Raw genomic sequence first — 21469 nt, 5'->3', positions numbered from 1 at the left:
AAGCCCGCCAGGTGGCGGTAGGTTATGCCCCAGCGGGCGGTTGGTCCGCGACGCCGCGGTAGGTGAAGCTGGCCGGGATGGTGTAGGTCGCCGGATCGGTGATGGTTGGGCCCTGCTCTACCGGCTCGGTGATCAATCCCTCAAAGCCCTTGCGGCTGAGCTCCGAATCAACCCGGAACAGGCCGGATAGCTCTTCAACAAGCGCCTCGGCCGTGGCCAGGGGCTGGCCTGCTGGGCAAACGATGCTTACTTGGTACACGCCGGTGTACTCGTACGCCTCGCCGCCCAGGTAGCGGCAGGTGGTGCCGGCCGGGAGCAGGTAGGCACGGAGGTAGGTCTCGCCGGGCTCGGCCTCGAACTCCTGCTCGAAGTTGGCCACCCGAATCGGGCGCGCCGCGGCCCAGGCCATCAGCTTGATCTCGATGGCCTGACGGGCTTTTGCTTGGCTCATACACGATTGTTCCTGATGGCTTCGTCGACGATTCGCTGGAAGTTGGCCAGGGTCACCCTGACCATACCGTTCGGTGCCTGGCTCGAATGGCCGTACTCGAGCGGAATCGCGTATGGCAGGTTGTTCACGATGTAGGCCGTCTGGCCGATGGTCAGGGCCTGCACTTGGGCCAGCAGCGCGGCGATCGTCTCATTGCCTGACGGGTCGACCCGATCAAGCTCATCGGTCGCCGGTGAATCGATCGAGAACTGCCAGTTACCTCGGAAGCGGCCGCCGACGTAGCCCTGCCCGGTCGCGAGACCGTTGACGTAGAAGTTCTGGTCGCGTTCGGTCTTGGTCAGTTGCTTCGCGTAGCGCACGCCTCGCTTGAGGTTTCCGGACTTGGTGAAGTTGCCCGGCTCTTGCCGGATAGCCTCATTGCGCACTGCGGCCTTGGCGTCGTAGCGGTCAGCCTCGGCAGTCCGGGCCGCTCGATACGCCACGTTGGCCGCCCAGATCTCAGGGTTGCCCACTGGCGACATGCGGATGACGCTGCTGCCAATCTCGATCACGATCTCGCGGAAGGTGGCATCCAGCGCCTGCTCGGCCTGCTCGGCGAACGCCCGAATGCTCTCGGCGAACCCGCCCTCAAGCCCGCCGTAACGCTGCGTCATGTGTGAGCCGCGCGGCATGGTTACGTCCTCAGCTGAATGGTCCAGGTGGCCTGGGCCGGGTCTTCGGAAACGTTGAGCGCCCGGTAGCCGCTGATTTGGTCGCCGATTTTGGGAAGCGTCGGGGTTTCGGTGGCCAGGCCGCCCTGCTCTTCGAGCAGTTCGTTTTGAAGCACCAGCAGCTTCACGTCCTCGGTCTGGATGCGAGAGCCGTCAATTTCCTTGGCCAGGTAGCTGCCGAACACCCCGCGACCGGAGTAGCGAATGGTCGAGGCGGGTACTGTGCCGCCGATCTCCGGGTCATAGCCGCCCTTCACCGTACGGGTGCCGACAACCGGCTTCACCGCATCCGCCAGGCCGTCGGGGTCGTCGAAGGCTTCGGCGAGGTCGGCCTGTATCTCGTCACGCATGCCCATAACGTGATTCCATTTCTAGATGCAATTTACGAATCGCCTTGGCATCTTCAAGCGCGTTATGGGGTAGCGCAGAGACCGCATCAAGGTCGCGCCGAATCTCCAGTAGGAGTGGTGGTGTATCGATTCTGTAGCCAGGCCCCGTAATCAGCAGATCGCAAAAGTGCGCGATATCCTCTGGCCAGTCGGCGATTATCTTGATCGACATGTAGCAGGCAAGCCATTGCGCGAGATCAGCCTGTAGTTGCTCTACCGTTACGGGGTCAATCCCAATGATCGGCATAACATTCAACGCCACCCACGGGCCCGGATCAGCACAGCCCAGCGAGCGATAGAACTCCCGGCCAAACTCGTCCACAAGCGCAATGGATATCAGGTCACCCTTGAATTCGTTGAACTCGGTATCAATCCATATCCGCACGTTAAATCCTCTTGAGCATGATCGTGGCCGGCCGCTTTATCCATGGAGCAAGCAGCGCCAGTGCGAAATTCTCGCCAGCGGACAGGTCGGTCGAACCTTCCGCATAGGTCTTGCTGACGGACGTCCCCGACTGCGCAGACACCGTCTTGCTCTGCACTTCGCGCTGGGTGTCCCGGTACAGCTTGCCCTCGGCAGCCAGCTTGGCCACCTGGGCGCCAGCGGTCTTGATTGCGTCCGGCACCACCTCGGGCACCGCACGCTTGATCTTGGCCGTGAGCCAGGCATTGGCCATGGCCACGGCAAGGACCGCATCACCGGTGCCCGCCCAGCCCGCCCCGAGCTTCTCGTTCACATCGGCAACGGTGATGAAGTCGGTCATGGCTTACTCCTGCGGGATCAGGGCTTGCAGGTCTGGCTTCTTCGCGCTGGCGTCGAAGTCGATGCCCTTGGCGGTGAGCCAGTCTTTCAGCTCCGGCACGTTCATCTTGTGCGGGTCGGTCTCGGCGCCGCCCCCGCCTTCCCGCTGGGCGGCGATGGCTGCGTCGATTTCCTGTTGACTGCTTCGAGAGACGTACCCATGCGGTGGGTAGTCCACAGCCTTGTAGCCGGCCTCCACGAACTCGCCAACGGTCGGGCCGTCTTGGCGCGGTTCGTCAGTGCCGCCACCATTGCCGGATGCCGCGGTCGATTGCGCCTGCTTGCGCAGACGGTTGATCTGGGCGAGCGTCAGCTGCTCGCCGGGCTTGATGCGATCTTTGCTCATGTCCTTCTCCAGTAAGTGAGGACCGAAGCCCTCACGCCGCCATCAGGCGCCTTTGATCTTCAGGAACGCGATTGGCACGTTCTTCCGGTCCACGACGCGACTCCAGTTCGCAGCCTTGCGCAGGTCGGCCAGCAGCGGCGAGAACTCGTCCACGCTGGTATCGGCGCCGGTGCGGCCGCGCAGGTTCGCGCGATTGGTGATGTCATCGCCGGTGAACTGGTAGCCGAATGGGTGCAGGATCCAGGTCTTGCGCTCCCACAGCGTTTCCACACCGCCGCCGTTGCCAGCGCGCGCCTGGCGCTCGATCTCCTCCGGCACTTCTGGGCTGCCCTCGCCATAGCCGAAAGCGCCAGCACCAAACAACACAGCGGTCGTGGTGATGGTCGCCGGGTCACCTGCGCTGGTGGCCGGCATGGAGTCGTCCACGATGACGCGCTGCCCCATGAACGTGGGGATCGTCAGGTTGCCCTGGCTGTCCGGCACGAAGTCGATGTCATCGGCATCGATCATCTGTTTGTACGCCAGCGAGTGCACTGCGATGGCCGAAAGCTGGCCGAAGGCGTCGCCCAGAGTGAACACCGCAGAGGTGAAGGCCTGACGAGACCACAGGCTCGCTGCGCCGTCGTAAACCATGTCGCCGTCGTCGTTGGCCTTGTTGTCTGCCAGCAGGCCGACGGCGGAGGCGATGATGCGGCGCTGCCATTGACGCTGCCAGTAGGTGCCAAAGCGGTTGCGGATACGCTGCATCGGGTCAGAGCCCGCCAGTTCCACCACCAGATCAGCCGCCGAATAGCCTTGGTTCAGGTAGCTGATCCGGGCCTTCTGCAGGCCAGAGCCCAGCTTGTTGGGTGCAGCCATGTCGGCGGGGTCATCGTTCGAGGCATTTGGCTCGACAGACGCATCCAGATCGCGCCAGAACGGAATCTGGATCTCCTGGCCGCCAGTGTTCGCCTTCTGGTCCAGCATCGGGTTGCGAACCACGACGCCGGACTCGAAGAAGGCGGTCTTCTCGGGGGTGTTCTCCGCCTGGTAGTCGGCGTAGACCTCGGGGATTACAGCATCGGAAAGGCGAGTAGTCGCCATAGGGTGTTACTCCTGTTTGGTGGCATCGCGCAGCTGGCGATATTTCGCCGGATCCGCCCTGAACAAGGCGGTGCGCTCGGCTTCGGTCATGTCGGAAAACTTCTGCGTGGCCTTGCCACCGTTGTCGCCGGTCGGTCCGGCACCCTGGGCCCTTGGCCACAGGTGAGTAGCGGTCTCGCGCAGCGATTCCGCCCATTCGAGGGGAGACAGCGGGGTCTTGCCGTCCTTGCCGTAGATGACCTCGCCATCACGGTCGGTAGCGATTGCCTCGCCGTCTTCGCTGAGTTTGAAGGTGCCACGGGCGCGCAGGATGATGTCCTCGGCAGCCTCGGGCAGCGCGCCAGCCTTGATGGCGGCAGCGCGGATGGAGTCGGCCAGGACCTTGTCGCTGTACTTGGCAGCGAAGGCCTCGGCCTTGTCGGCGCGCTCATTGGCGGCCTTGACCTGCTTGTCAAGGTCGGTGCGCAGGCGCTCGGTGCGGCGCGCGATGACCTCGTCAAGTCGGCCCTCGGCCAGCATGCGGGTCTCTTCATCTGTAGAAGCTTTGGTCAGCAGACCCTTTACGGCCTCAATGTCCAGGCCTTCGAACTGGGTTTTGAAGCCTTCCAGCTCGGTTTTGGTGCTCCGGAGCGAGCCAAGCAGCTCGGTGTTCTTGTTCTTGAGCCCGATGGTAGCGGCTTCGACGGCTGCTGCGATGGCGCCTTTGATTGCCGGGTCTTCAAGATCAATCTGGTTTTCGTCTGCCACTTGGTTCACCCCTTGGGTTTGGTCGGCCCGCCTCGCGAGCGTAAAAAAGCCCCGCACTTGGCGAGGCCTGGAATGTGTGCGCCACGTTTCGCGAGATCGCGTTTCGTGGCGCGGATCAGTTGATGCCAGCTCGTGCGAATGCCAGCGGCTCCAGCTCTTTGAGCTGCTGCAGTGATAGCGGCTTGAAGTTCTTGTCCAACTGCAGCGCGGCGAAGCGTTCGGCGGTCAGCCCGCCATCGCGGAACAGCTTGCCGCGGACCGGGCCCAGTGCAGCATCCTGAAACGCCGCGGGCTGGGTTTTAAGCCACTGGTAGTAGCTGAGGCTGGCCGATACCTGAGCGCCGCCGGATGCGCCCACCGAAGCCCGCGTAGCCCCCTGGCCGAAGAGCGCAGACAGCTTCGTGATCGGCGTGATGGTGGTCCGGCAGTTGATGTGGAACGGCGGCACCGGCCCTTTGCCCATCTCGTACTCGCGGCCATCCAAACTCTTGCACAGCAGGCTTGTCTTTCGATCGAGGGTGGCAACGATGCGATAGCCCGGCACGGCCTCGGCATTCGCCTTGAGTGTCTCCATACGCGCAGTACTGGCCACATGTTGAACCGCCGTGTGCACGACCGACTTGGCATTGCGGTTGCTGACCGCCAGCACGCCGTCGGTGAAGTTCTGCGCCGCGGTACCGCGAATGGCCTGGGTGATCTCTGCGTTGGTCTGGCCTTGCACGACGCCAAGCCGGATGGCGTTCGTGACCCGGGCCGACTCAGTGCGCGTCCAGCCTTTGAGGAATGCCTTCAGCAGCGTGCCGCCATCGATCCCTGACACCTGCAGCGGTTGCGTGTTGATCGCAGCCCTGATCAGGGCGTCACTTGGCATGATCGCGTCGATCAGCAGCGCCTTGGCCAGGCTGCGGCCTTCGAAGGCGGCTTCGTATATCGCGATGTCGACCAGGTCGGCCTGCATACGGTCGCCGAAGGCCTTGTAGATCTCCAGCAGCTTGCCGCCGACCCGCCCCAGGAACTCTTCCAGCCGACTGCGGCTGTAGGTCGTCAGCTCCTTGCGTGTCAGCTGATCACGAAGGTGAACGTCGATCCTGCGCAGGTAGGTCTCGAACTTCTTGACCTCCCCCGCCTTGAGTCGCTCAAGCAGTACCGCGTGCCGACTGACCTGCTCCAGCAGCTTCTCGTCCGCTGTCTGCTCCGGTTTCGTCGCCATCGTCTTTGTCCAGGTTGATGCCGGCCGATTCGCGCTCGTCGCTGATCAGGCCAGCCTCTTCGTCGTAGGCCCGCTCCGGCAGCTTGCCGGTGGTGAGGTACTGCCAATAGGTCTCGGCGCTGATCGTGCCTGCCATGACGCTCTTCTGCAGCTCGGCCAGCACCTGGGCGTCCACGACCGGGATCACGAACTCAGGCTTGACCTTGAAAGCGACATCGTCCGGGTTGTAGCCAGTCCACTCCGCTGCATACCGCAGGCCCTGCTCAATGCCGGCCGCCGCAGTGATGACAATGCTGTGCAGGGTCGCGTGCTGGTCGTTCTGGCGGGTCTTACGGGCCTCGCCCGACTCGGTACCGGACACGTCCATGACCTTGGCGCCAGCCTCGAGAGCGGCGTTCTTCTGGTCTTCCATGGCCGTGCGGACAGCTTGAATGCCAGCGCCCTGGAACTCGAGGTACCCGCAGGAGCCTTTCGGACCAAGATCCCAAGCAGCGGATGGGCCGGTGACGCTGAGCTCCACACTCTCGTCCAGGCCGGACACCCACGGTTGCGGGTGGCTGGTCTGGTGCAGCGCAGTGAAGTAGTCGGCGCTGAGCTGGTAGGACTTCAGCGCTGCCCGGGCCATGGTCAGCAGCGGTATCTCGTCCACCTCAGGCGAGTTGTCGGTCGATCCGCAGTAGATGACCGGGATGTACTCCAGGCCTCGCACGAGCTGGTTATCGGTACCGACGGTGCCAAGTGGGCGGGCATCCTCGATCAGCTCGCCAGCTTCGTTGCGGACCGCCGTGTAGCAGACCTCGCCTTCCATGTAGAACTCGCGGAAGACCGTCACGCACTCATGGCTGTAGCGATCCTCGGCGTCCTTCTTCCGGAACTCGCGGAACACGGACAGCACCAGGTCTTGGCGTCCGCCTTGGTCAGCTGTGTCCCAGTTGATGGCGTTGCGCACCGCGTATGTGGCGAAGTAGGGCTGGCCCGAGTCGTCGATGTTGACCACCAGCGGCACTCGGCCGTGGGAAATGGCCTGGCGCACGATCCGCAGGAACAGCTGAGTCAGGCCGAAGCCGTCAGCGGTGGCATTCTCTTCAAGACCCTTCATGCCGCTGGGCAGCTTCACCTCGGGAATGAGCCGTGAGACCAGACCCATCATGGAACGCAACGAGTCCCGCACCCAGTGCTCGTACTGGGCCCGGTCGGTGTAGTTTCGGTAGAGATACGCGTTACCGGCGCCATCCAGCTTCTCCGCCTCGACCATGCCGCTGGGCTTGGGCAAGTTATATGGGCTGCGCTTGATAGCGCCCTCGCCCTCCAGGGCGTCGTCCATCATCCGCCACTCATCGATGTGAGCGTCGTAGTCTGGGTTTGTGGATTGAACAGGCATTACGCCAAACCTCCGATGCGGCGAGTGCCGGCCGACTGGCTCTTGATTGGGTACCGCTTGGCGATGAAGTAGCCGGCGGCATCGTTCATGTGGTCGTGACCCTTCTTCGGGTCCTTGTCCGGTTCGCCCTTGTCGTTGTAGGTCTGGCGTTCCAGGCACTGGGTCAGTTTCGGGCACTGATCGATGTTGACCTTCAGGCGGCGCTCGCCGTAGGTATTGAGCAGAATGGCGTTGACCGCGTTGACGCGATCCTTCACGCCGGGGTTCTGCGAATCGACCACAACGGTGAAGCCAGCCTTCTTCAGCAGGGAGAGGTCAGACTCGCTGGCGTTCTTACTGCTGGTGTTCTGGCCGCTGGCGTCCGGGTAGACCGAAATGCCGTGGCCTTGGAAGCGGGCCTTGATCTTCTCGATCATCTCCGGCGTGTCGCGCACAGTGTGGAACTCATCCAGCGCCAGGGGCAGGCCGTCACGGACGACGTAGACCACAGCGCTCATCTTCATGACGTTGAAGTCCATGCCGATGTGCAGCGCCTCGCCCGGCTTGATGCGCTCGGTAGTGCCGCACTCACTGCGGTCGAAGGTGTAGTAGACGACCCCGGCATAGTTCTCGAACCCGGCCTCGTATTCCTGCCGGAAGGTGCGCGGGTCCATCTTGCGGCGGGCAGCATCCAGTTCCTCAGCCGGGACGTTGCCGCCCTGCAGCGAGGTGTACTGCCAGCTCTTGTGGTCAGGCTCGCCGCCTGGCTGGCCGTCGCGGTATGTGTCGTAGCAGTGGTTGAAGCCCTTCGGCGTACCGATCCGCAGCGCATGACCGCCCTTTCGCGTCTCCCCGGTCTGGGGTATTGAGTACTGGCAAGTCGAGAGCATTGGCCGGAGCACTTCCTCCCAGGCCGCCCAGGGGCAGTCGGCCCACTCGTCCACCAGGACGAAGAACAGGCCGGAGCCGCGCAGATTGTCGTAGTTGTCGAGCCCGACCACTCGCATGACGTGGCCGGACTTCAGGGTAATCAAGCACTCGGTCTCGTTCGGTCGGGCCGCGCGCCAGGCTTCGGGGATGGCCTGCTTCAGTCGTCGCCAGAATACCCGCTTGGCCTGCTTGAACGTCGGCGCGCCATACCAGATCTCGTCCTCGACGCTGACACCCCACTCCGCCGCCAGCCGGGCCGCGCGGCGCATCTCAGCCTTGCCGAGGAAGGTCTTGCCGAATCGCCGACCGCAGACCGCATCACGGAAGCGCGCCTCAGGCTGGAAACCCCAGCAGTAGATATTCGCCTGCTTTGGCGTCAGCTTTACCGGCGGGTCATAGGTGCGGGGTAGTCGGGACATTCTCGTCTGGCTCCAGCGTGTACTCAGCAACGGCGTGCTGCTGGTCCGCCTGGGAGCCAAGGGGCTTGTCGGGTTCGAGACGGCGATTCACGTATACATCGCCCACCTCTTTGGCGGCCTGCTCCAGTAACTGGGCAGTGAGCGCCATGTTCTTCATGTTCTCGGCCTTCTCGGCCATGCGGCCAAGCGCGCGGAGTCGGTAGGCACGGTTGGCAATGGGGATGTCTGCCGTCTCTTCACGGAAACGCTTTCTTGTGTCTTCGAAGAGGGCAACCCAGCGCTTGGCCAGGCCCTTTCCTGAGTACTTGGTCGGGTCGTGGGTCTCCACCTGCTGGCGGGTCACGGTAAGGTTGAATTCTCTCTGGACTGCCTCGGCCACCTGTGAAGGCGTGTCGAAGCACGCCAGGGCCTGAACGATAAAGGCCTTCACGTCGTTGCTGAGGGCTGCCATAGGCTGTCATCCGTCCAGAGCCTGTACAGAATCACGCCGACTTGAGTAGACAGGTTCCGCAGGCCCTCGAAATGTTGATCTTGGCCACCTCAGGCGGCCGGTTTGCAGCATTGATCAGCTGCTGTACTTCTTCGCTCGCCCCATAGCGACGAACCACTCCAACGAACTCTTCGACGTCATGGCCGCGCATCTCGAGCTTGGGCAAACCATCCTTCGTGAACTTGGGCGCGCCGTACTCATCCGTCGCCTGGGCGATGTGGTACAGCTCATGCTCAACCAAGGCGCAGAACTCAGCCTCAGTGCACTGGGCGCAGTAGTCGGCAGCCAGCGTGATCAGGTAGGCCGGCTCTTCGCCGAACCACTCCCGCATCTGCTGCTCTTGCCGGGCCTTCTGCCATCCACCAGCGCGGAACATGAGCTGCTCGGCCTGCCCCAGCACCGTGCGACCCTGCTTGCCGAATGAAGAGGACGCCCACAGCACGCCGATGCTCGCATCGATGAGGTGGCCATGCTCGGGGTTGTGGATGCTGCCGGTGTCGGCGAGGATCTCGCGCTGTATCCACTCCCACACCTCAGGTGCTGGGCGGATCGTGAGGAAGATCGATTCGAGCAGGTCGGCCGGCGGCATCGGTCTGCTCATATTCACTCCCGCGCCACGAAACGGCGCACCTCGATTTTGTGGCGCCGATCACTCAGCGGGCTTGCACCGATCGCAGTCCAGTCGACGGCAGATCCAGCGCTTCACCTTGGGCCAGTACGTGACCATGAAGATATGGCGTAGGCCGGCCATTGCCAGGGCAACGTGCATCGTGACTCCAGCGGCATTGGGGGTGAAAAACAATCGATCCGACCGAGCCAGGATGGCGTAGCCGCTCAACGCGATGACCGCGTAAAGGATCTTGCCGATCACGCCGTCGCGGACTTTCCCGCTCAGCGCGCACCAGGTAGCCCAGAAAGCAATGAACCCTGCTGCGACAGCATTCACGTATTCGAACGTCATGTGTTAGGCCCTCCGAACTTGGACCTGATGACAGACCATAGATCGGCGGCTTTGATCGCTCGGGTTACGGCGGCGATGAGAGATCCGCCGAAGGTACCGAGAAGAAAGCCCACGCCTGCGACACTGCGCGGCTCGGTGATGCCGAAGTAGGCGCTGACCATCCCAGTCAGGTAGTGGGCGCAGGCCATCCCGGTGAGCAGGAACAGAACCCAGGCCTTCCGGTCGAGCAAGTAGTCCTTATGCCATCGGGTGGCGACCAGGGCCCCTAATAGGCCCGCAATTGCCCAATCGAACTTCTCGAGCAGGCGATGGAAGATCTCCATGCTCGACCTCTCGCTGTGCATGAACGAAAAAGCCCTAGCGGATGCCAGGGCTTTGGAGTGTGGATCACGCTCAGCGGCGGGACCCTTATACGGAATGTTGTTAGGCTTCGTTAGCGGGGGCTCTAACCTTTCGACGCAGATCTTTCGGAGCAAGCACGTCACCTGCTACCGAAAATATCCCGACACCACCTGCAAGCGCCATCGACCCTTTAGTCGTCATTGCCAATTCAAGAAAATCAGGGCTGAAGGCCGACGAAACCAGCACTGCGAACGGAACGATCGTAGCTCCATTCAGGAATGCGACCACGCATTCGTCCTTCTTGACGCTGAACCCCTGCATTAGATATCGCAGGACTACGGAAATGAAGCCTACAACAACAGTCCAGGCATCTAGGCCCAAGTCGAATGGCATTTCAGATAATGGCCACAAATTTTAGCGCTGCAACTGTGCCGCCAGCACCAATAAGAGATGCCAGGCCAGCCGGCCCGAGGGACGAGGTGTCAAAGCCAAGAAGACCGGCGATCGCTACGCCAACGATCGCGCCTGAAAAAACTAAGCGTAACGTTCTGAAGTCCAGAGTCATTTCCCTCTCCTTGAGGCAGTCAGTTGCTAAAACGGGGCGCATTCTGCGTCACGTGTTTACGTTATGCAACGTTTCGACCACTAAATCTAGAGGGAAGATCCTTCTGGTTTCGACGGAAATTGGCTCTTTTCGACCAATATATTGCCGACATAGTATCACTATGCCCTCAAAATCATCTCGAATCCGCGATGTTCGCGCCACAATTTGAAATCTCTCATTTCGTGGCGCGGATGTTTAGATTTCTGAATTTTCGACAAGCGGCGCTACCTTCAGAAAACAAAAAACCCCGGCTCTATAGCCAGGGCTTTCTGATCCACTCCTCAACACGCGCAGGAATGACAGGATGGGTTCATATTGGCTCATTGGATCACTTGCCGTCAAGCGGCATTTGCCACCAAAAGGCCTTCATCGTCGAGAATGTGCTGTGCCTCGGTCAAAGCCTCGTTCACAGAGCTCTCCAGAGCCTTGCGGATGTCACGCCTCCAGCGCTCCTGGGTCTTGATCGGGTGCGGGTCGTCCGTCCAGTTGTCCATCTCATACCAGGCGGCCGGGAGAACATTCGTACTCCGCTTGCCCTCTACCCCTGGAAGCCGCGGCATTGCCCAAATCACGATCGCGCAGTGGCGGAATCGCTCAGGCGCCGGAGACCGGAACGCCCGGGTGATTTCCTCAATGGCCGTGTGCTTTCGATCAGTGTGCGTGGAGTACTTTGCCACCAGGTGCCGCCAGTGTTCAGCGCTGAGGTTCTTGTGCAGGCGGCTGAATACCATGCAATCGATGAGGAAAGCGGCTTCCTTGCCCACAATCTCACCCTTGAGCTTGGACGTCTGAACCTTGGGCTCGAAGTCGCACCCGCCAGCGCCCTTGATCGTTTCGGCCGCCAGAGCGCAAACCACTGCTGAAATCACGTTCTGGTAGTTCATGCCGCCTTCTCCTTGCTGTCATCGGTTCGCGGGTAGAAATTCAGGCCCTGGACGTCGCCAGCGTCGTACTGCGGGCGAGATTTGTCGTTGCGGGCATTCCACCGATCGGCAGCTACGCGCATCACGCAATCAGCGGTGAGGTCGAAGAGGCCGTAATAGCTCCCAAGGTCGCATGAGTTCACGAGAGGTCCCGCAGCGCCGCACTCGTGACACCAGACATGAGCCTCGTAGTCCTCGGAAAACGATTCGTCTTGCGGGCGGTCATGCTCCACGAACTCCCCGCTCAGGTAGTTCTGGACGGTCGTACAGGGAGGCCCCTCGCAGAAGGGGCAAGGCGCTAACTTGATCTGTTCGGTCATGCTGCTTGCTCCTTGAGCTGTTTAGCTTTCGCCCGGTACTGGGCCTTGATGGCCTTGAGGTCATCAATGGTGTACTTGCGCACTGATTGGTCCCTTTCCAGGGCCTCTACCTCGGCCTGGCCGATGCGGCGGATCAGGCCAACCCGGTAGTCCGTGGCGTTGCCGGAGAGATAGCGGTTCTGCTCTTTGCTTTGGGCGTGCACGTTGCGCTCGTCAAAGCGCAGGTGCGGCGCGGCGCCGACGCTGCGGTAATGGCCGGCATCCACTGCATTGCCGTTCCAGTCGAGCGGGCGCCCGCTGGAGATGCACGCATACCCCGCCAACTGGTCGCGCAGGCGGATGTAAGCGTTGAAGGCAATTTGAGCCTCCCGCAGGTAGTCGCCGCGGCTTTTGAGCTTCTCCTTGCGTACCTGAATCTCGCGGCGGTCGCGCTGCGCAAGGGCCTTCCGCGCTACCTGCTGATTCTCTGGCTTCTTCGCCAGCTCCAAGGCGCACTTCACCCCGCACGCTTTCTGCGTCGACAGCGATGGCCGGAACTTGCCGCCGCAGGCCTTGCAGGTCTTCTGCTTCACATCCTTGAGGGCTACTCGAGTCATTGGTAAACGCTCCCTGGCTGTCCAGGCTTGTTGCTACCTGTGCAGCCAAGCCGATGGTCGCTCGCGTGCGGGCAGCGCTTGCAGCCACATACCGGGCAAAGGATCATCTTGGTGCTGGCCAGGGATACCCAGACGCCCAGAACCTCAGTGCCTTTTCTTTTTTCAGCGATGCAGCGGTGGCATTCGCACTGGTTGAGATTGTTCAATACCGCCCCTCCCACAGATCCTTCTGGCTCCAGCGAACCTGGTGCTCGGCGCCGAACGCCTGAATCCACTCCAGCAAGCTCGCGCACTGCTTCACGCTGAGCTTGCTTGTGCGTTCGTACACGACGTCAAAGCCGTTACCGTCTACCGCTGGTATCAGTTGAGGCTGTTCGCCGCTCTCACGCAGCCAGGCGGCCGTCAGGAGGCGTTTCCAGATGAGGACGCTCCACTTCTTCCCGGCGTGCTCGACTTGGTTGGCGATATCGGCCAGCGAGGCATGGAGCTTCTTGTTCTGCTCGATGCTGCGGTCCACGTCCTTGATCACAACCACCTTGGGCTTGGTCAGGTCGATGGCATGCAGGGCGCCGTAGAGACGGTTGAGGTCCTGCGGGCTGCGGATGGCGAACTCAGTCATGAGCCACCCCCTTCAAGCAGAAGTGCGCGGTCGATCGCGGCATCGATGAGGCCTGGCCGTCGATGCTCATCGCAGACGTGCACATCAGCCCAGCTGTCCAGATACCCGTTGTCGCGCAGCTGCCGATACCGCTCGGCATCCACGCGCAGCGCCTCGTTCTCGGCCTTGAGCTGGTCGCGCTCCTGGCCAATGGCGACGAATTCAGATCGCAGCTGATTGAGCCAGGCGCTGTCTACAGTGGCGACCGAGGGCTGGCATCCGCCATGCGGCGAGCACATGCCCTGCGTCTGGCAGCGCATCATGGTCTTCCTGCAGATCATGTCGGTCATGGCTTCACCTCGACCTTCAGGCCCTGGGCCTCAATTGCGTCAGCAACCTGCTTTAACTCGACCAGGGGCAAACCTCCAGGCGCGCGCCCGCCAGATAGATTGAACATGCCGCTTCCTTGCGGCAGGTCCACCACCACGGCGGCGCGGGAGGCGATCCAGGCGTTACGCATGTGCACAACTACATGGCTCTCCAAGGGCATCCAGCCATTGTCCTCGCGCTTCTTCTCGTACTCGGCGTAGAAAGCCTCAAACTGCTGGCCGGCCTGCTCGCGCATCTTGTTGGTGTCCATCAGTGCTTCTCCTCGACAGCTTCGTTGCGCTCTTCTTCGCAGTACGGGCATGGTTCCATGATCGGCTCGGGCGGCTGCCAGTAGCCTTGGTCGGCATATCGCCCAGTGAATATCTCGCCCTGGTCGTGGCAGTGGCTGCATGCGGGCATACGTTTCTCGGCGGAGCTGTTCACCCCCTCTCCCCGGCCGGCTGACCGGCGCGCTTGATGTTCAACTTGGCCAGCAGCTGCGCACGGGCAGCGGCGGCAGTGGTGGGGATGCCCTGCACTTCCAGCAGGCGGGCCTGCTTCTGGCGGGCGAACTCGTCGGCCAACTCCAGTTGGCTCTTCTGGCTGTCGTGACCGATACCGGTGGCGATCCTGCCGTCGAGCGGCTGGCCTTCTTGGGCCCGGCGCAGCACGATCTGGTAGGCCCGGTCGAAGCGCGCCTGCAGGCCCTTGTCGTTCTGGTGGGCAGAGCGCAGGTCGAACAGGCCGGTGGCCATGGCGGCGATCTTCACGCCCTCATGGCTGTATACGGCCATCAGGGCCTCGACCCAGGCGTCACCCGGAGCGGGCATGCCGAAGCCCTCAGGGGTCGGCTGGCACATGGCGATGAACTCGCCCACGCTCGGCGCGAAGGGCTTCTTGAGCTTGCGGCACTTCTCGATGCCGAACTCGATCTGCTCCAGGGTGCGGATGTTCTCGGCGGCGAACTCCTTGATCCACTCCTCCTTGGCGGCGTTCAGGGCGTCGGTGGAGGGCCAGGCCTGGCGCCACGCCGGGAAGATCCCGCGCAGGCGGCGGAACAGGTCGTTGACCACCTCGGCGGTTTCCAGGGAGACCACTACCGGGCCATTGCTCAGCTCAGGCGGTCGGTTGGCCATGGCGGCCATAAGTTGGTTGGCTGATTTCATGGGCGCACCACCAGGTTCTCTGCCCACGCAGTGCTGTCGAAGTCAGGTTCGCTGCTTTGGCGTGCCGGGAACTGCTTCACGTTCGAGGCAGCCGCACGGTTGCGGTCGTTCAGCACCCACTTGACCAGCATCTGCACCCACTCGGCCTGGGTATTCACCTGGCCCCGCGGTTCGTAGTGGGCAGTGAATGCGCGGCGCGCCTCTTCGGTCACCAGGTCCAGCGCCAAGCCCGAGTGAACCGCGTAGGTCTTCAGCAGCTTCTGGTCAGGGTGCCAGTCGAGGGTCATTTCGCTGGGCATGCGAGGGTCGACAGCTTCCCGCGCAGAGAGAGGGTTTTGATCTTCTCTTCTCTTCTCTTCTCTAGGTAACGCATTGCTAACGCTGCCAGCGTTACCTTTGCTCTTGTGAGAGGCGACCCGTTTCGCCGTGAGAGCCCGGTTTTTCGCGGTCTTGCCGTTGTGCCGGTCGAAGTGAGGCAGGCTGATGCAGCCATCTACCTCGGTCATCCATCCAACCGACTTCATGAATTCGCAGAAGCCGGTAACGCCCACGGATCGGTCGAGTAACTTTTTGCTAACGCTCGGAGCGTTACCATTCTCGGTTTGCTGGTCGAACCAGCCCCATACGCGCATCAGCTTTCCAACCACTGCATCAGGATCGATGCCAGCCAGATCTGCCAACTGGCAAACCTCTGGCTTGTCCATGGTGGTGAGCTCAAATTTGATCCAGTCGCCAGCCATCATTGGGCCTCCTTGGTGTGCTGTGCCCACAGGCCGGCCACCCAGGTGACGCCTTTTGGGGTGAATTTGGTCTGGTTGAAAGCGTGCCCGCCGTCACTGGTGCCGGTCTTCACGTCGAAGCGGCCGGCGTCGATGTGGCTCTGGTATGCCTGCCACTCGCCGCCCATGCGGTACATGATCCTGCGATCGAGCAGGAACTCGCGGAACCGGGCCTCGTTGGCCTTGAGCAGCTTGGCGGTCTGGCGGAAGCCTTTGAGGCCGGTCGAATCGACGTACTTGTCGACGAACTCGACCTTGGGTGCGGCGATGGCCAGGGCCTGCTGGGCAACCTGGCGCTGCTCGTACTCCTCGGCCCAGGCGCGCGCGGCGGCAGCTGGGTTGGAGAAGTCGGGCAAGGTGGCCAGCACGCGCGGGGAGATGGCCTGCTCGAGTTCATGCAGGCGGTGGATGACTTTGCGCCGCAGCGGAATGCTGTAGCCGGTCAGCAGCGTCTCGGTCAGTTCGCGATCAAGATGGAATTCAGAGGTATACCCCCGGCCATCTTTCTCTTCACGGACATGGCTCAGATCTGAGCCATCCACTTGCAGCGCATCCAGCATTTCGCGGACGTCACGGATCACGTTTTTGTGAAGCTTTCCGGTGAGCGCGGCAATCTCGGAGCTGCTCATGGTGACTTCGCGCGCCACGAAATCGTTGCTCGCATTTTGTGGCGCGGCCCTGGTGAGGGCCTGTACACTGGGATTCTGCATATGCATAATTCGCCTCAGAGTTTGTGTTGCAGAGAGCCGGGGCGGAATCCCGGCTTTTTTGTGCCTGCGCTTTACTGGTCCCTAACCAGGGACCGGCGCCTGGGGTCCCTAATTAGGGACTTGAGCGTTACCTTCGTGGCGCGAACGGCACCACGTTCTCTCTTGCCTGGACCTGCTGACGCTGCGACATGAAGAGGCTGGCCCGGCGAACGATCTGCGAAGCCAGCTCATCAGTGCTGATCCCCATTTCTGCGGCCCAAGCCTCCAGATCCTCGAAGTCGTCCCTCCGGAACTGCGCTACTTCCACCTCGCGGAAAGGCGTTGCATCGGTTACTGCTGGCATTGGTCCTCCCTGGGTCCCTATTCAGGCCCGAGCCTTCTTTTCGATGGTCACCGGCAGGTGGCCGTGTTCTCGCTTGAACGCCAGGGCGGCCAAGATGATTTCCCGCGCCAGGACGCTGTGCTGCGTCTTGAATTCCAAGGCGAAATCCTTGAGCTCGCAAAAGTCCTGGTCATCCAGCCGGACTTTCACCTGGTGCTCGTTGCGGTGCTTTTTTTCGTCATAGGCCATCAGGTGTTTCCCCTGCTTTGCTACGTGCTGTGGTCCGGATGAGGGCCTACTCAGGCCTTGCGATGGAACGGTGTTACTGAACCCCGCGGACTGCGAGGTTTCGTTCGGTTGGCCAGTTCTCGACGGATCAGCTCAGCAGCAAGCGCCTCGGGGGTGACTCCCCTCCTCTGCGCTTCCTGCTCCAGCAGCTCCATCATTCCCTGGTCCAATCCGATGTCTTCAATCGGCATGGGGCCTCCTGCGGGCCTTCAGGCCGCGTGGTTTTCGGCGGTACTCTCCGAGGCCAATGCAGCCAACTGCGCTTCCAGCAGCTCGCGGCACAACACCGCGCGCTGGGTTCGGTGGAACTTCGCCAGAGCCTGAATCAGCTCGAATGTGTCCTCGTCGACCCGGACCTTGATCTCGCGGTCATGTAGGTGCTTGGGGTTGGCGTACATGCTGGGGTGGCTCCTTGCTGTTGAAGTTGATTAGGCGGCTGCTTTTTCTGGCGGGAACGCATCGTCAAGCGCGCATAGAGCGCCCAGCTCGTTCAGCGCATCGACGATCTGACGGGCCTCTTGTAGGCCTGGGTTTCTGAGGCCGGATTCGTAGTTGGCCAAACGAGACTGGTTCCAGCCGAGCTGACGGCGCAGCGCTGCCTGGGTAACGCCAGCTCTTTCGCGGATCATTCGGACTTGGTTCATGCGGTTTTCCTCCATTGATGACCGAAGGATAAACACGCATCGTGTTAATTGCAATCACAATAAGTGAAAGCCGGGTATTTCGTTTCGTGATGAAATCCGGCGCATGAATGAATCACTAAGTCAGCGCATCAAGCGCTTGAGAAAAGCCTCTGGCATGTCACAGGCCCAGCTAGCGGAAGCATGCGGATGGAAGTCGCAGTCGCGAGTGGGCAACTATGAAGTCGGGACGCGCGAGCCCACCCTGGCCGACATAGCGGCAATAGCGTCAGCCTTGGGTGTCGACCAGTCAGAATTGCTTCTGAATTCCCCGGCATCGGATCAAGCAGCTGCGCCAGCAAGAAGCACTGCTGAGCTGGTCAAGCAGATGCTCGCGAAGAGCGGAAAGGGAATCCCCGAAGATGCACGGCAGCGCTTGCTCGCCGCTGCAGAGGGTTCGGTCGAAACGAGCATCCCAACTCCCGACTTTTCCCGGCCTGGCCTTGCGGGCGATGAAGTGTGGATTGCCCACTATGACGTCAGGGCGGCAATGGGCGGCGGCCAGGTTGCGCAGGACTTCCCAGAGATGCTCCAAGATGTCCGGGTTAGCCCGAAGCACCTGCGTGAAATCGGGGTTGAGTTCGCTGAGCACTTCCACCTCAAGCTGGTTACGGGCTGGGGCCAGTCTATGGCGCCTACGGTCAAGCACCGTGATCCGCTCTTGGTCGACGTGAGTATTCGAGAGTTCGTGGGGGATGGGATCTACCTCTTCTCCCATGACGAGATGCTCTACATCAAGCGCCTACAGAAGAAGGGTCGCGATCACTTCAAGATGATCTCGGACAACACCAATCATCCGTCCGAGGACATCCGGGTCGAGGACACCTTCATCCAAGCCCGGGTCCTGTTGGTCTGGAATGCGCACCTTGCCTGATGGGCAGGGGCGATTCTTGTGGAAATATACTAAGGACGATATATTGTACAAATTCATCATCCACGATGATGCGACGGCCGACCTTCGGTTGATCATCGCGAACGATCGTCGCGCAGGCTTGAGGTTGCATCAGCTTCTCGGACAGCTGCGTGTTGATCAGGATGCTCTGGATAGGCTTACCCAGTCCGACTGGGGAGGCAGCCCCGCTCGCCCTCGACCAAAGGGCGCGAAGTTCAATACAGGTCCATGGGGGGCTGCGCAGGAGGCAAGCATGAACCTCTGGAGACTGAGGTTTTTCGATCAGGAAATCGAAGGATTCCGACTGATTCATGCCTTCTTTCCTACCGAGAATCAGTATCAGCTGCTGGCAATAGTTGAAAAGGCCGAATACGGCGTTATTCATGACGAAAGGTTCAATTATGAGCTCACCCACCCTATCTCTATTCGCATCGCAAGCGCCTACCAAGCCTTGGTCGACAGAGCTTGGTGACTCCGCTCCGCCCCCCGTGCGGACCACGTCCATTTCAGGCGCGGTAATCACGGCAAAATTCAGCGCAGTTTCAGCGAATTTGCAGTCAGACCATCTTGATTTTGATGCCTTGACTGCGGAGCTGGAAGCAGACCCGAGTATGAATGGGGAGCTAGCTGCTGCTGGATCGTGGGCGGCGGATCTTTTGTATCCCGGCGAAGCCGATACGCTGAGAACTGCCAGGCTTCGGAAAGGGCTGTCTCAAAAGCAACTCGCCATGATGATTGGAACCAGCCAGCCTCATGTCGCCAATCTGGAAAAATCCGGAAACGATGTGATGCTTTCCACCGCACAAAAGCTTTGCATGGCCCTTGATATCGATTTCGGCAAGCTCCCCGGGATGATTGATCGTCAGCGCACCATGAACGCACAAAAGGAATTGAAATAATGCGTTACGCTCATACCGTCTACTGTGATGATATCCGGCATGAGGTAGGCAACAAAACGTCCCTTATCGGCTTGTATAACGGACAACTCGGAACCCCTGAGTTTCCATGCGCGCTTCCAAAGCTCTGCATCATAGTCTCTGTGTCGACACCCAAGGAGTCGATGTTCGAGAGCTTAGTGATAACTGGCTCCTACTCCGAGGCCGAGATATTCAAGATGGAGCTGGGTAAGGAGCAGATCCAGGGGATCATCGATCAGGCACCCAAGCTTCAGGAAGAGGGAAAATATTATATGGTTCAGATGATGGCCATCCTCTCCCCGTTACATCTCGATAAGCCTGGGCGACTCAAGCTAAATCTGTTGGTCGACGGAGAAAAGTTGCATTGTGCCAGCCTTGAGGTTATCCAAGGCTAGACTGCGCATCTGATCTTAAGAATTGCCCAGCCTTGGCTGGGCTTTTTAATGCCTGTCAGAAAGGCGCCGCCACCTCCTCCGGCTCGATATTCGTCTCGGTCAGCCACCTCTCAACCTCCTGCTTCTCCCACCGCACCGTGACGCCTCCGTCATCGTTGAAGATAAGGTCCAACTCCGGCGTTTCTGCCAGCACGCCCATCACCTCTTCCCACTCCGCATCGCCGTCTGTATCCAGCCGGTAGATTGTCACCCAGCGCTGCAGCTGCGCAACGGGGTGATTGATCATCGATGAGACCCGTAGCCCTAGCCGCTCGACACCTGTCATCACCTGACGCTCCTGCACCGCCTTCTTCTGCTTCGCCATATCACCTCCCTCATTAGCTGTATATCCATCCAGTGCATTGAAGGTTACATCACGTGTCGTGAAACTTGAACCCGCTGCGTAGGAAAAATTCTCAACACACCTCCATCAAAATAAATCACATTTCGTGTTGACATTAAAAACACGATGCGTGATATTTGCTCCATCGCAACGCAGTCCCCAACGAGGGACCCGCGCTGAGAGAGGGCCTCAAGAGGCCCGCCCGCTCTTTAGCGACACACCTTGCCGGATAACCACCGGCCCAGATTCAAAGGCAGCGATGAACCGGCCTCAACGGTTCAGAGGGGTGGCAACTGCCCCGGGCGTGCAGCGTAAAGCGCCGAGAACAGTTATCCAGCGGGAGAACAAGCCGAGAGGCCCGCGGCTGGAGATAAGGATTCACCAGAAATATTCACTGATGCCGCTTCGATGAGGCGGCATCGGGAATCCACTGGAGGAACAAGAAAATGCCAAATTGGGTAACCAACAAGGTCAAGGCGCCGCAGGAAGTAATTCAGGCCATGGTGAACGAGGAAGGCCGCATCGACTTCGGCAAGATCCTCAAGTTCGAAGGCGAATTTCCATGGAATGGTGTCTTCGGTGACGCCGAGACAGCTGCTGAGGCGGTGCTGCGGCTGCCGCTGAACGGTCACCCGCTCGTTGGTGGCATGCAGCGTGAAAGCCGCAGCCGCTTCGACCTGTCGAAACTTAGCGATGAGAGCTTCGAGCAATTCGTTCAGATGCTGCGCAACCATCGCAAGACCGGCTTCATGCACAGCATGGACTTCGCTCGGTCCGCCTGGGGTACCAAGTGGAACGCATGCGAGCCGAGCGTCAACGGGCCCAATGACGCAAGCTTTGAAACTGCCTGGTCGTTCCCTGAGCCGGTTTTCGTCAAGTTGAGCCAGATGTTCCCCGAGGCAACCATCGAACTTACCTATGCCGACGAAGACATCGGCAGCAACTGCGGCACGGTGACCTTCAGGGGTGGCGAAGTGATCTCCCGTGATGAGTCGGCTGGGTGGAACGAGATGTCCGCGGCTGACCAGCAGAAGTGGCAGGCCTTTGCGTATGAGGTGAAGGGGTGGGAGCCAGAGCCTGACGAGCAGTGACAGCCTTGACCACCCCACCCAAGACCATCAACTTCACTGCCCGCGAAGGCGACACGCTGCTGATGATGTACACCGGCGCGCTGGCTGACGGGATCTTCCACGCTGCTGCGCACCACCTCTCGGGTAGTGAGCGGCTCGAGCTGATCGAAAGGCTGCAGGCTGCGCACGGTGAGATTGAGGCGTGCGGGCGATAACTA

Annotated in this window: 39 protein-coding genes; 6 read left to right on the top strand and 33 right to left on the bottom strand. The window is 60.7% G+C overall.

The features are described 5' to 3' along the window. Positions 1-22: 22 nt before the first annotated feature. The 32 genes from AC0ZZU_RS13875 to AC0ZZU_RS13720 form a co-directional block, all read right to left on the bottom strand. Positions 23-451 carry a phage tail terminator-like protein gene (locus tag AC0ZZU_RS13875; protein WP_476341429.1) on the bottom strand — a complete coding sequence of 143 codons (429 nt, stop codon included), beginning with the start codon at positions 449-451 and terminating at the stop codon, positions 23-25. After that, the gene (locus AC0ZZU_RS13870) at positions 448-1122 is read right to left on the bottom strand and encodes a hypothetical protein (protein WP_476341428.1); all 675 of its coding nucleotides are present in this window, start codon (positions 1120-1122) and stop codon (positions 448-450) included. The genes AC0ZZU_RS13875 and AC0ZZU_RS13870 overlap by 4 nt, the downstream gene beginning before the upstream one ends. 2 nt (positions 1123-1124) lie before the next feature. Beyond that, positions 1125-1517 (bottom strand): hypothetical protein, encoded by a 393-nt coding sequence (locus AC0ZZU_RS13865; protein WP_476341427.1) that lies wholly within the window; start codon positions 1515-1517, stop codon positions 1125-1127. Then, entirely contained in the window at positions 1504-1935 is a 432-nt protein-coding gene (locus AC0ZZU_RS13860) for a hypothetical protein (protein WP_476341425.1), read from the bottom strand. Before AC0ZZU_RS13860 ends, AC0ZZU_RS13865 begins: the two co-directional genes overlap by 14 nt. 1 nt (position 1936) lies before the next feature. Beyond that, positions 1937-2314: a hypothetical protein gene (locus AC0ZZU_RS13855; RefSeq protein WP_476341424.1), complete on the bottom strand. Its 378-nt coding sequence runs from the start codon at positions 2312-2314 to the stop codon at positions 1937-1939. A gap of 3 nt (positions 2315-2317) precedes the next feature. Then, entirely contained in the window at positions 2318-2698 is a 381-nt protein-coding gene (locus AC0ZZU_RS13850) for a HeH/LEM domain-containing protein (RefSeq protein WP_476341423.1), read from the bottom strand. 42 nt (positions 2699-2740) lie between these two features. Further along, a complete protein-coding gene (locus tag AC0ZZU_RS13845) occupies positions 2741-3781 on the bottom strand; it encodes a phage coat protein (RefSeq protein WP_476341421.1) in 1041 nt (346 codons plus the stop codon). 6 nt (positions 3782-3787) lie between these two features. Beyond that, positions 3788-4528 (bottom strand): hypothetical protein, encoded by a 741-nt coding sequence (locus tag AC0ZZU_RS13840; protein WP_476341419.1) that lies wholly within the window; start codon positions 4526-4528, stop codon positions 3788-3790. A 115-nt stretch (positions 4529-4643) separates the two neighbouring features. Next, positions 4644-5738, bottom strand: coding sequence for a minor capsid protein (locus AC0ZZU_RS13835; RefSeq protein WP_476341417.1), 1095 nt, complete (start codon positions 5736-5738; stop codon positions 4644-4646). Then, positions 5665-7119 (bottom strand): DUF4055 domain-containing protein, encoded by a 1455-nt coding sequence (locus AC0ZZU_RS13830; RefSeq protein ID WP_476341416.1) that lies wholly within the window; start codon positions 7117-7119, stop codon positions 5665-5667. The genes AC0ZZU_RS13835 and AC0ZZU_RS13830 overlap by 74 nt, the downstream gene beginning before the upstream one ends. Then, positions 7119-8447: a phage terminase large subunit family protein gene (locus tag AC0ZZU_RS13825; RefSeq protein WP_476341414.1), complete on the bottom strand. Its 1329-nt coding sequence runs from the start codon at positions 8445-8447 to the stop codon at positions 7119-7121. Before AC0ZZU_RS13825 ends, AC0ZZU_RS13830 begins: the two co-directional genes overlap by 1 nt. After that, the gene (locus AC0ZZU_RS13820) at positions 8422-8898 is read right to left on the bottom strand and encodes a DUF2280 domain-containing protein (RefSeq protein WP_476341413.1); all 477 of its coding nucleotides are present in this window, start codon (positions 8896-8898) and stop codon (positions 8422-8424) included. The genes AC0ZZU_RS13825 and AC0ZZU_RS13820 overlap by 26 nt, the downstream gene beginning before the upstream one ends. A gap of 31 nt (positions 8899-8929) precedes the next feature. Further along, positions 8930-9538 carry a putative metallopeptidase gene (locus tag AC0ZZU_RS13815; protein WP_476341411.1) on the bottom strand — a complete coding sequence of 203 codons (609 nt, stop codon included), beginning with the start codon at positions 9536-9538 and terminating at the stop codon, positions 8930-8932. 48 nt (positions 9539-9586) lie between these two features. Next, entirely contained in the window at positions 9587-9898 is a 312-nt protein-coding gene (locus AC0ZZU_RS13810; RefSeq protein WP_476341409.1) for a hypothetical protein, read from the bottom strand. After that, on the bottom strand, positions 9895-10221 hold the full coding sequence (locus AC0ZZU_RS13805; RefSeq protein WP_476341408.1) for an MFS transporter: 327 nt from the start codon (positions 10219-10221) through the stop codon (positions 9895-9897). Before AC0ZZU_RS13805 ends, AC0ZZU_RS13810 begins: the two co-directional genes overlap by 4 nt. Before the next feature lie 100 nt (positions 10222-10321). Continuing rightward, entirely contained in the window at positions 10322-10528 is a 207-nt protein-coding gene (locus tag AC0ZZU_RS13800) for a hypothetical protein (protein WP_476341406.1), read from the bottom strand. A 106-nt stretch (positions 10529-10634) separates the two neighbouring features. Beyond that, positions 10635-10805 (bottom strand): hypothetical protein, encoded by a 171-nt coding sequence (locus tag AC0ZZU_RS13795; RefSeq protein WP_476341405.1) that lies wholly within the window; start codon positions 10803-10805, stop codon positions 10635-10637. 377 nt (positions 10806-11182) lie between these two features. Continuing rightward, positions 11183-11728, bottom strand: a complete 546-nt coding sequence (locus tag AC0ZZU_RS13790) for a hypothetical protein (protein ID WP_476341403.1) — start codon at positions 11726-11728, stop codon at positions 11183-11185. Beyond that, positions 11725-12087 carry a Lar family restriction alleviation protein gene (locus tag AC0ZZU_RS13785; protein WP_476341402.1) on the bottom strand — a complete coding sequence of 121 codons (363 nt, stop codon included), beginning with the start codon at positions 12085-12087 and terminating at the stop codon, positions 11725-11727. The genes AC0ZZU_RS13790 and AC0ZZU_RS13785 overlap by 4 nt, the downstream gene beginning before the upstream one ends. Further along, complete coding sequence (locus AC0ZZU_RS13780; protein WP_476341400.1) at positions 12084-12683, bottom strand: recombination protein NinG; 600 nt, start codon at positions 12681-12683, stop codon at positions 12084-12086. The genes AC0ZZU_RS13785 and AC0ZZU_RS13780 overlap by 4 nt, the downstream gene beginning before the upstream one ends. A 202-nt stretch (positions 12684-12885) precedes the next feature. Further along, positions 12886-13302, bottom strand: a complete 417-nt coding sequence (locus tag AC0ZZU_RS13775) for a recombination protein NinB (RefSeq protein ID WP_476341399.1) — start codon at positions 13300-13302, stop codon at positions 12886-12888. Next, positions 13299-13631, bottom strand: a complete 333-nt coding sequence (locus tag AC0ZZU_RS13770; RefSeq protein ID WP_476341397.1) for a hypothetical protein — start codon at positions 13629-13631, stop codon at positions 13299-13301. The genes AC0ZZU_RS13775 and AC0ZZU_RS13770 overlap by 4 nt, the downstream gene beginning before the upstream one ends. Then, positions 13628-13921 (bottom strand): phiTE_015 family protein, encoded by a 294-nt coding sequence (locus AC0ZZU_RS13765; protein ID WP_476341395.1) that lies wholly within the window; start codon positions 13919-13921, stop codon positions 13628-13630. Before AC0ZZU_RS13765 ends, AC0ZZU_RS13770 begins: the two co-directional genes overlap by 4 nt. Further along, positions 13921-14070 carry a hypothetical protein gene (locus AC0ZZU_RS13760; protein ID WP_476341393.1) on the bottom strand — a complete coding sequence of 50 codons (150 nt, stop codon included), beginning with the start codon at positions 14068-14070 and terminating at the stop codon, positions 13921-13923. The genes AC0ZZU_RS13765 and AC0ZZU_RS13760 overlap by 1 nt, the downstream gene beginning before the upstream one ends. 20 nt (positions 14071-14090) lie before the next feature. Beyond that, positions 14091-14816, bottom strand: a complete 726-nt coding sequence (locus tag AC0ZZU_RS13755) for a replication protein P (RefSeq protein ID WP_476341392.1) — start codon at positions 14814-14816, stop codon at positions 14091-14093. Further along, positions 14813-15559, bottom strand: a complete 747-nt coding sequence (locus tag AC0ZZU_RS13750) for a DnaT-like ssDNA-binding domain-containing protein (protein ID WP_476341390.1) — start codon at positions 15557-15559, stop codon at positions 14813-14815. Before AC0ZZU_RS13750 ends, AC0ZZU_RS13755 begins: the two co-directional genes overlap by 4 nt. Beyond that, positions 15556-16311: a phage antirepressor KilAC domain-containing protein gene (locus tag AC0ZZU_RS13745; RefSeq protein WP_476341389.1), complete on the bottom strand. Its 756-nt coding sequence runs from the start codon at positions 16309-16311 to the stop codon at positions 15556-15558. The genes AC0ZZU_RS13750 and AC0ZZU_RS13745 overlap by 4 nt, the downstream gene beginning before the upstream one ends. Before the next feature lie 121 nt (positions 16312-16432). Continuing rightward, positions 16433-16648 (bottom strand): hypothetical protein, encoded by a 216-nt coding sequence (locus tag AC0ZZU_RS13740; RefSeq protein WP_476341387.1) that lies wholly within the window; start codon positions 16646-16648, stop codon positions 16433-16435. 21 nt (positions 16649-16669) lie between these two features. Continuing rightward, positions 16670-16876: a hypothetical protein gene (locus tag AC0ZZU_RS13735; RefSeq protein WP_476341385.1), complete on the bottom strand. Its 207-nt coding sequence runs from the start codon at positions 16874-16876 to the stop codon at positions 16670-16672. 50 nt (positions 16877-16926) lie between these two features. Next, on the bottom strand, positions 16927-17106 hold the full coding sequence (locus tag AC0ZZU_RS13730; protein WP_476341383.1) for a hypothetical protein: 180 nt from the start codon (positions 17104-17106) through the stop codon (positions 16927-16929). 18 nt (positions 17107-17124) lie between these two features. Next, positions 17125-17313: a hypothetical protein gene (locus tag AC0ZZU_RS13725; RefSeq protein WP_476341382.1), complete on the bottom strand. Its 189-nt coding sequence runs from the start codon at positions 17311-17313 to the stop codon at positions 17125-17127. 30 nt (positions 17314-17343) lie between these two features. Then, complete coding sequence (locus tag AC0ZZU_RS13720; protein ID WP_476341380.1) at positions 17344-17559, bottom strand: helix-turn-helix transcriptional regulator; 216 nt, start codon at positions 17557-17559, stop codon at positions 17344-17346. A 103-nt stretch (positions 17560-17662) separates the two neighbouring features. Between AC0ZZU_RS13720 and AC0ZZU_RS13715 the strand changes: the two genes are divergently transcribed. From AC0ZZU_RS13715 to AC0ZZU_RS13700, 4 genes are read left to right on the top strand one after another with little or no spacing between them, the layout of a single operon-like run. After that, the gene (locus tag AC0ZZU_RS13715; protein ID WP_476341379.1) at positions 17663-18469 is read left to right on the top strand and encodes an XRE family transcriptional regulator; all 807 of its coding nucleotides are present in this window, start codon (positions 17663-17665) and stop codon (positions 18467-18469) included. A 43-nt stretch (positions 18470-18512) separates the two neighbouring features. Further along, positions 18513-18959, top strand: a complete 447-nt coding sequence (locus AC0ZZU_RS13710) for a hypothetical protein (protein WP_476341377.1) — start codon at positions 18513-18515, stop codon at positions 18957-18959. Continuing rightward, positions 18889-19386: a helix-turn-helix domain-containing protein gene (locus tag AC0ZZU_RS13705; RefSeq protein WP_476341462.1), complete on the top strand. Its 498-nt coding sequence runs from the start codon at positions 18889-18891 to the stop codon at positions 19384-19386. The genes AC0ZZU_RS13710 and AC0ZZU_RS13705 overlap by 71 nt, the downstream gene beginning before the upstream one ends. After that, positions 19386-19799, top strand: a complete 414-nt coding sequence (locus AC0ZZU_RS13700) for a DUF6941 family protein (protein ID WP_476341376.1) — start codon at positions 19386-19388, stop codon at positions 19797-19799. The genes AC0ZZU_RS13705 and AC0ZZU_RS13700 overlap by 1 nt, the downstream gene beginning before the upstream one ends. A gap of 55 nt (positions 19800-19854) precedes the next feature. Here AC0ZZU_RS13700 and AC0ZZU_RS13695 read toward each other — a convergent pair whose 3' ends face one another. Continuing rightward, positions 19855-20163, bottom strand: coding sequence for a DUF1654 domain-containing protein (locus AC0ZZU_RS13695; RefSeq protein WP_476341374.1), 309 nt, complete (start codon positions 20161-20163; stop codon positions 19855-19857). Positions 20164-20627: 464 nt separating this feature from the next. On the opposite strand from AC0ZZU_RS13695, the gene AC0ZZU_RS13690 reads away from it, so the two are divergent. Together AC0ZZU_RS13690 and AC0ZZU_RS13685 are read left to right on the top strand one after the other, a co-directional pair. After that, entirely contained in the window at positions 20628-21272 is a 645-nt protein-coding gene (locus AC0ZZU_RS13690) for a DUF1281 family ferredoxin-like fold protein (protein ID WP_476341373.1), read from the top strand. A 5-nt stretch (positions 21273-21277) separates the two neighbouring features. Next, complete coding sequence (locus AC0ZZU_RS13685) at positions 21278-21466, top strand: hypothetical protein (RefSeq protein WP_476341371.1); 189 nt, start codon at positions 21278-21280, stop codon at positions 21464-21466. Positions 21467-21469: the final 3 nt, after the last annotated feature.

The organism is Pseudomonas sp. JE3303 (genome assembly GCF_056312565.1).
This window is presented reverse-complemented; position numbering and strand designations above follow the sequence as displayed.

Bases quoted from the DNA above. Each gene is read 5' to 3' on its own strand.
- AC0ZZU_RS13875 (WP_476341429.1), bottom strand. From the start codon at position 451: ATGAGCCAAGCAAAAGCCCGTCAGGCCATCGAGATCAAGCTGATGGCC.
- AC0ZZU_RS13870 (WP_476341428.1), bottom strand. From the start codon at position 1,122: ATGCCGCGCGGCTCACACATGACGCAGCGTTACGGCGGGCTTGAGGGC.
- AC0ZZU_RS13865 (WP_476341427.1), bottom strand. From the start codon at position 1,517: ATGGGCATGCGTGACGAGATACAGGCCGACCTCGCCGAAGCCTTCGAC.
- AC0ZZU_RS13855 (WP_476341424.1), bottom strand. From the start codon at position 2,314: ATGACCGACTTCATCACCGTTGCCGATGTGAACGAGAAGCTCGGGGCG.
- AC0ZZU_RS13850 (WP_476341423.1), bottom strand. From the start codon at position 2,698: ATGAGCAAAGATCGCATCAAGCCCGGCGAGCAGCTGACGCTCGCCCAG.
- AC0ZZU_RS13845 (WP_476341421.1), bottom strand. From the start codon at position 3,781: ATGGCGACTACTCGCCTTTCCGATGCTGTAATCCCCGAGGTCTACGCC.
- AC0ZZU_RS13835 (WP_476341417.1), bottom strand. From the start codon at position 5,738: ATGGCGACGAAACCGGAGCAGACAGCGGACGAGAAGCTGCTGGAGCAG.
- AC0ZZU_RS13830 (WP_476341416.1), bottom strand. From the start codon at position 7,119: ATGCCTGTTCAATCCACAAACCCAGACTACGACGCTCACATCGATGAG.
- AC0ZZU_RS13825 (WP_476341414.1), bottom strand. From the start codon at position 8,447: ATGTCCCGACTACCCCGCACCTATGACCCGCCGGTAAAGCTGACGCCA.
- AC0ZZU_RS13820 (WP_476341413.1), bottom strand. From the start codon at position 8,898: ATGGCAGCCCTCAGCAACGACGTGAAGGCCTTTATCGTTCAGGCCCTG.
- AC0ZZU_RS13815 (WP_476341411.1), bottom strand. From the start codon at position 9,538: ATGAGCAGACCGATGCCGCCGGCCGACCTGCTCGAATCGATCTTCCTC.
- AC0ZZU_RS13810 (WP_476341409.1), bottom strand. From the start codon at position 9,898: ATGACGTTCGAATACGTGAATGCTGTCGCAGCAGGGTTCATTGCTTTC.
- AC0ZZU_RS13805 (WP_476341408.1), bottom strand. From the start codon at position 10,221: ATGGAGATCTTCCATCGCCTGCTCGAGAAGTTCGATTGGGCAATTGCG.
- AC0ZZU_RS13795 (WP_476341405.1), bottom strand. From the start codon at position 10,805: ATGACTCTGGACTTCAGAACGTTACGCTTAGTTTTTTCAGGCGCGATC.
- AC0ZZU_RS13790 (WP_476341403.1), bottom strand. From the start codon at position 11,728: ATGAACTACCAGAACGTGATTTCAGCAGTGGTTTGCGCTCTGGCGGCC.
- AC0ZZU_RS13785 (WP_476341402.1), bottom strand. From the start codon at position 12,087: ATGACCGAACAGATCAAGTTAGCGCCTTGCCCCTTCTGCGAGGGGCCT.
- AC0ZZU_RS13780 (WP_476341400.1), bottom strand. From the start codon at position 12,683: ATGACTCGAGTAGCCCTCAAGGATGTGAAGCAGAAGACCTGCAAGGCC.
- AC0ZZU_RS13775 (WP_476341399.1), bottom strand. From the start codon at position 13,302: ATGACTGAGTTCGCCATCCGCAGCCCGCAGGACCTCAACCGTCTCTAC.
- AC0ZZU_RS13770 (WP_476341397.1), bottom strand. From the start codon at position 13,631: ATGACCGACATGATCTGCAGGAAGACCATGATGCGCTGCCAGACGCAG.
- AC0ZZU_RS13765 (WP_476341395.1), bottom strand. From the start codon at position 13,921: ATGGACACCAACAAGATGCGCGAGCAGGCCGGCCAGCAGTTTGAGGCT.
- AC0ZZU_RS13760 (WP_476341393.1), bottom strand. From the start codon at position 14,070: ATGCCCGCATGCAGCCACTGCCACGACCAGGGCGAGATATTCACTGGG.
- AC0ZZU_RS13755 (WP_476341392.1), bottom strand. From the start codon at position 14,816: ATGAAATCAGCCAACCAACTTATGGCCGCCATGGCCAACCGACCGCCT.
- AC0ZZU_RS13750 (WP_476341390.1), bottom strand. From the start codon at position 15,559: ATGATGGCTGGCGACTGGATCAAATTTGAGCTCACCACCATGGACAAG.
- AC0ZZU_RS13745 (WP_476341389.1), bottom strand. From the start codon at position 16,311: ATGCATATGCAGAATCCCAGTGTACAGGCCCTCACCAGGGCCGCGCCA.
- AC0ZZU_RS13740 (WP_476341387.1), bottom strand. From the start codon at position 16,648: ATGCCAGCAGTAACCGATGCAACGCCTTTCCGCGAGGTGGAAGTAGCG.
- AC0ZZU_RS13735 (WP_476341385.1), bottom strand. From the start codon at position 16,876: ATGGCCTATGACGAAAAAAAGCACCGCAACGAGCACCAGGTGAAAGTC.
- AC0ZZU_RS13730 (WP_476341383.1), bottom strand. From the start codon at position 17,106: ATGCCGATTGAAGACATCGGATTGGACCAGGGAATGATGGAGCTGCTG.
- AC0ZZU_RS13725 (WP_476341382.1), bottom strand. From the start codon at position 17,313: ATGTACGCCAACCCCAAGCACCTACATGACCGCGAGATCAAGGTCCGG.
- AC0ZZU_RS13720 (WP_476341380.1), bottom strand. From the start codon at position 17,559: ATGAACCAAGTCCGAATGATCCGCGAAAGAGCTGGCGTTACCCAGGCA.
- AC0ZZU_RS13715 (WP_476341379.1), top strand. From the start codon at position 17,663: ATGAATGAATCACTAAGTCAGCGCATCAAGCGCTTGAGAAAAGCCTCT.
- AC0ZZU_RS13705 (WP_476341462.1), top strand. From the start codon at position 18,889: ATGAGCTCACCCACCCTATCTCTATTCGCATCGCAAGCGCCTACCAAG.
- AC0ZZU_RS13700 (WP_476341376.1), top strand. From the start codon at position 19,386: ATGCGTTACGCTCATACCGTCTACTGTGATGATATCCGGCATGAGGTA.
- AC0ZZU_RS13695 (WP_476341374.1), bottom strand. From the start codon at position 20,163: ATGGCGAAGCAGAAGAAGGCGGTGCAGGAGCGTCAGGTGATGACAGGT.
- AC0ZZU_RS13690 (WP_476341373.1), top strand. From the start codon at position 20,628: ATGCCAAATTGGGTAACCAACAAGGTCAAGGCGCCGCAGGAAGTAATT.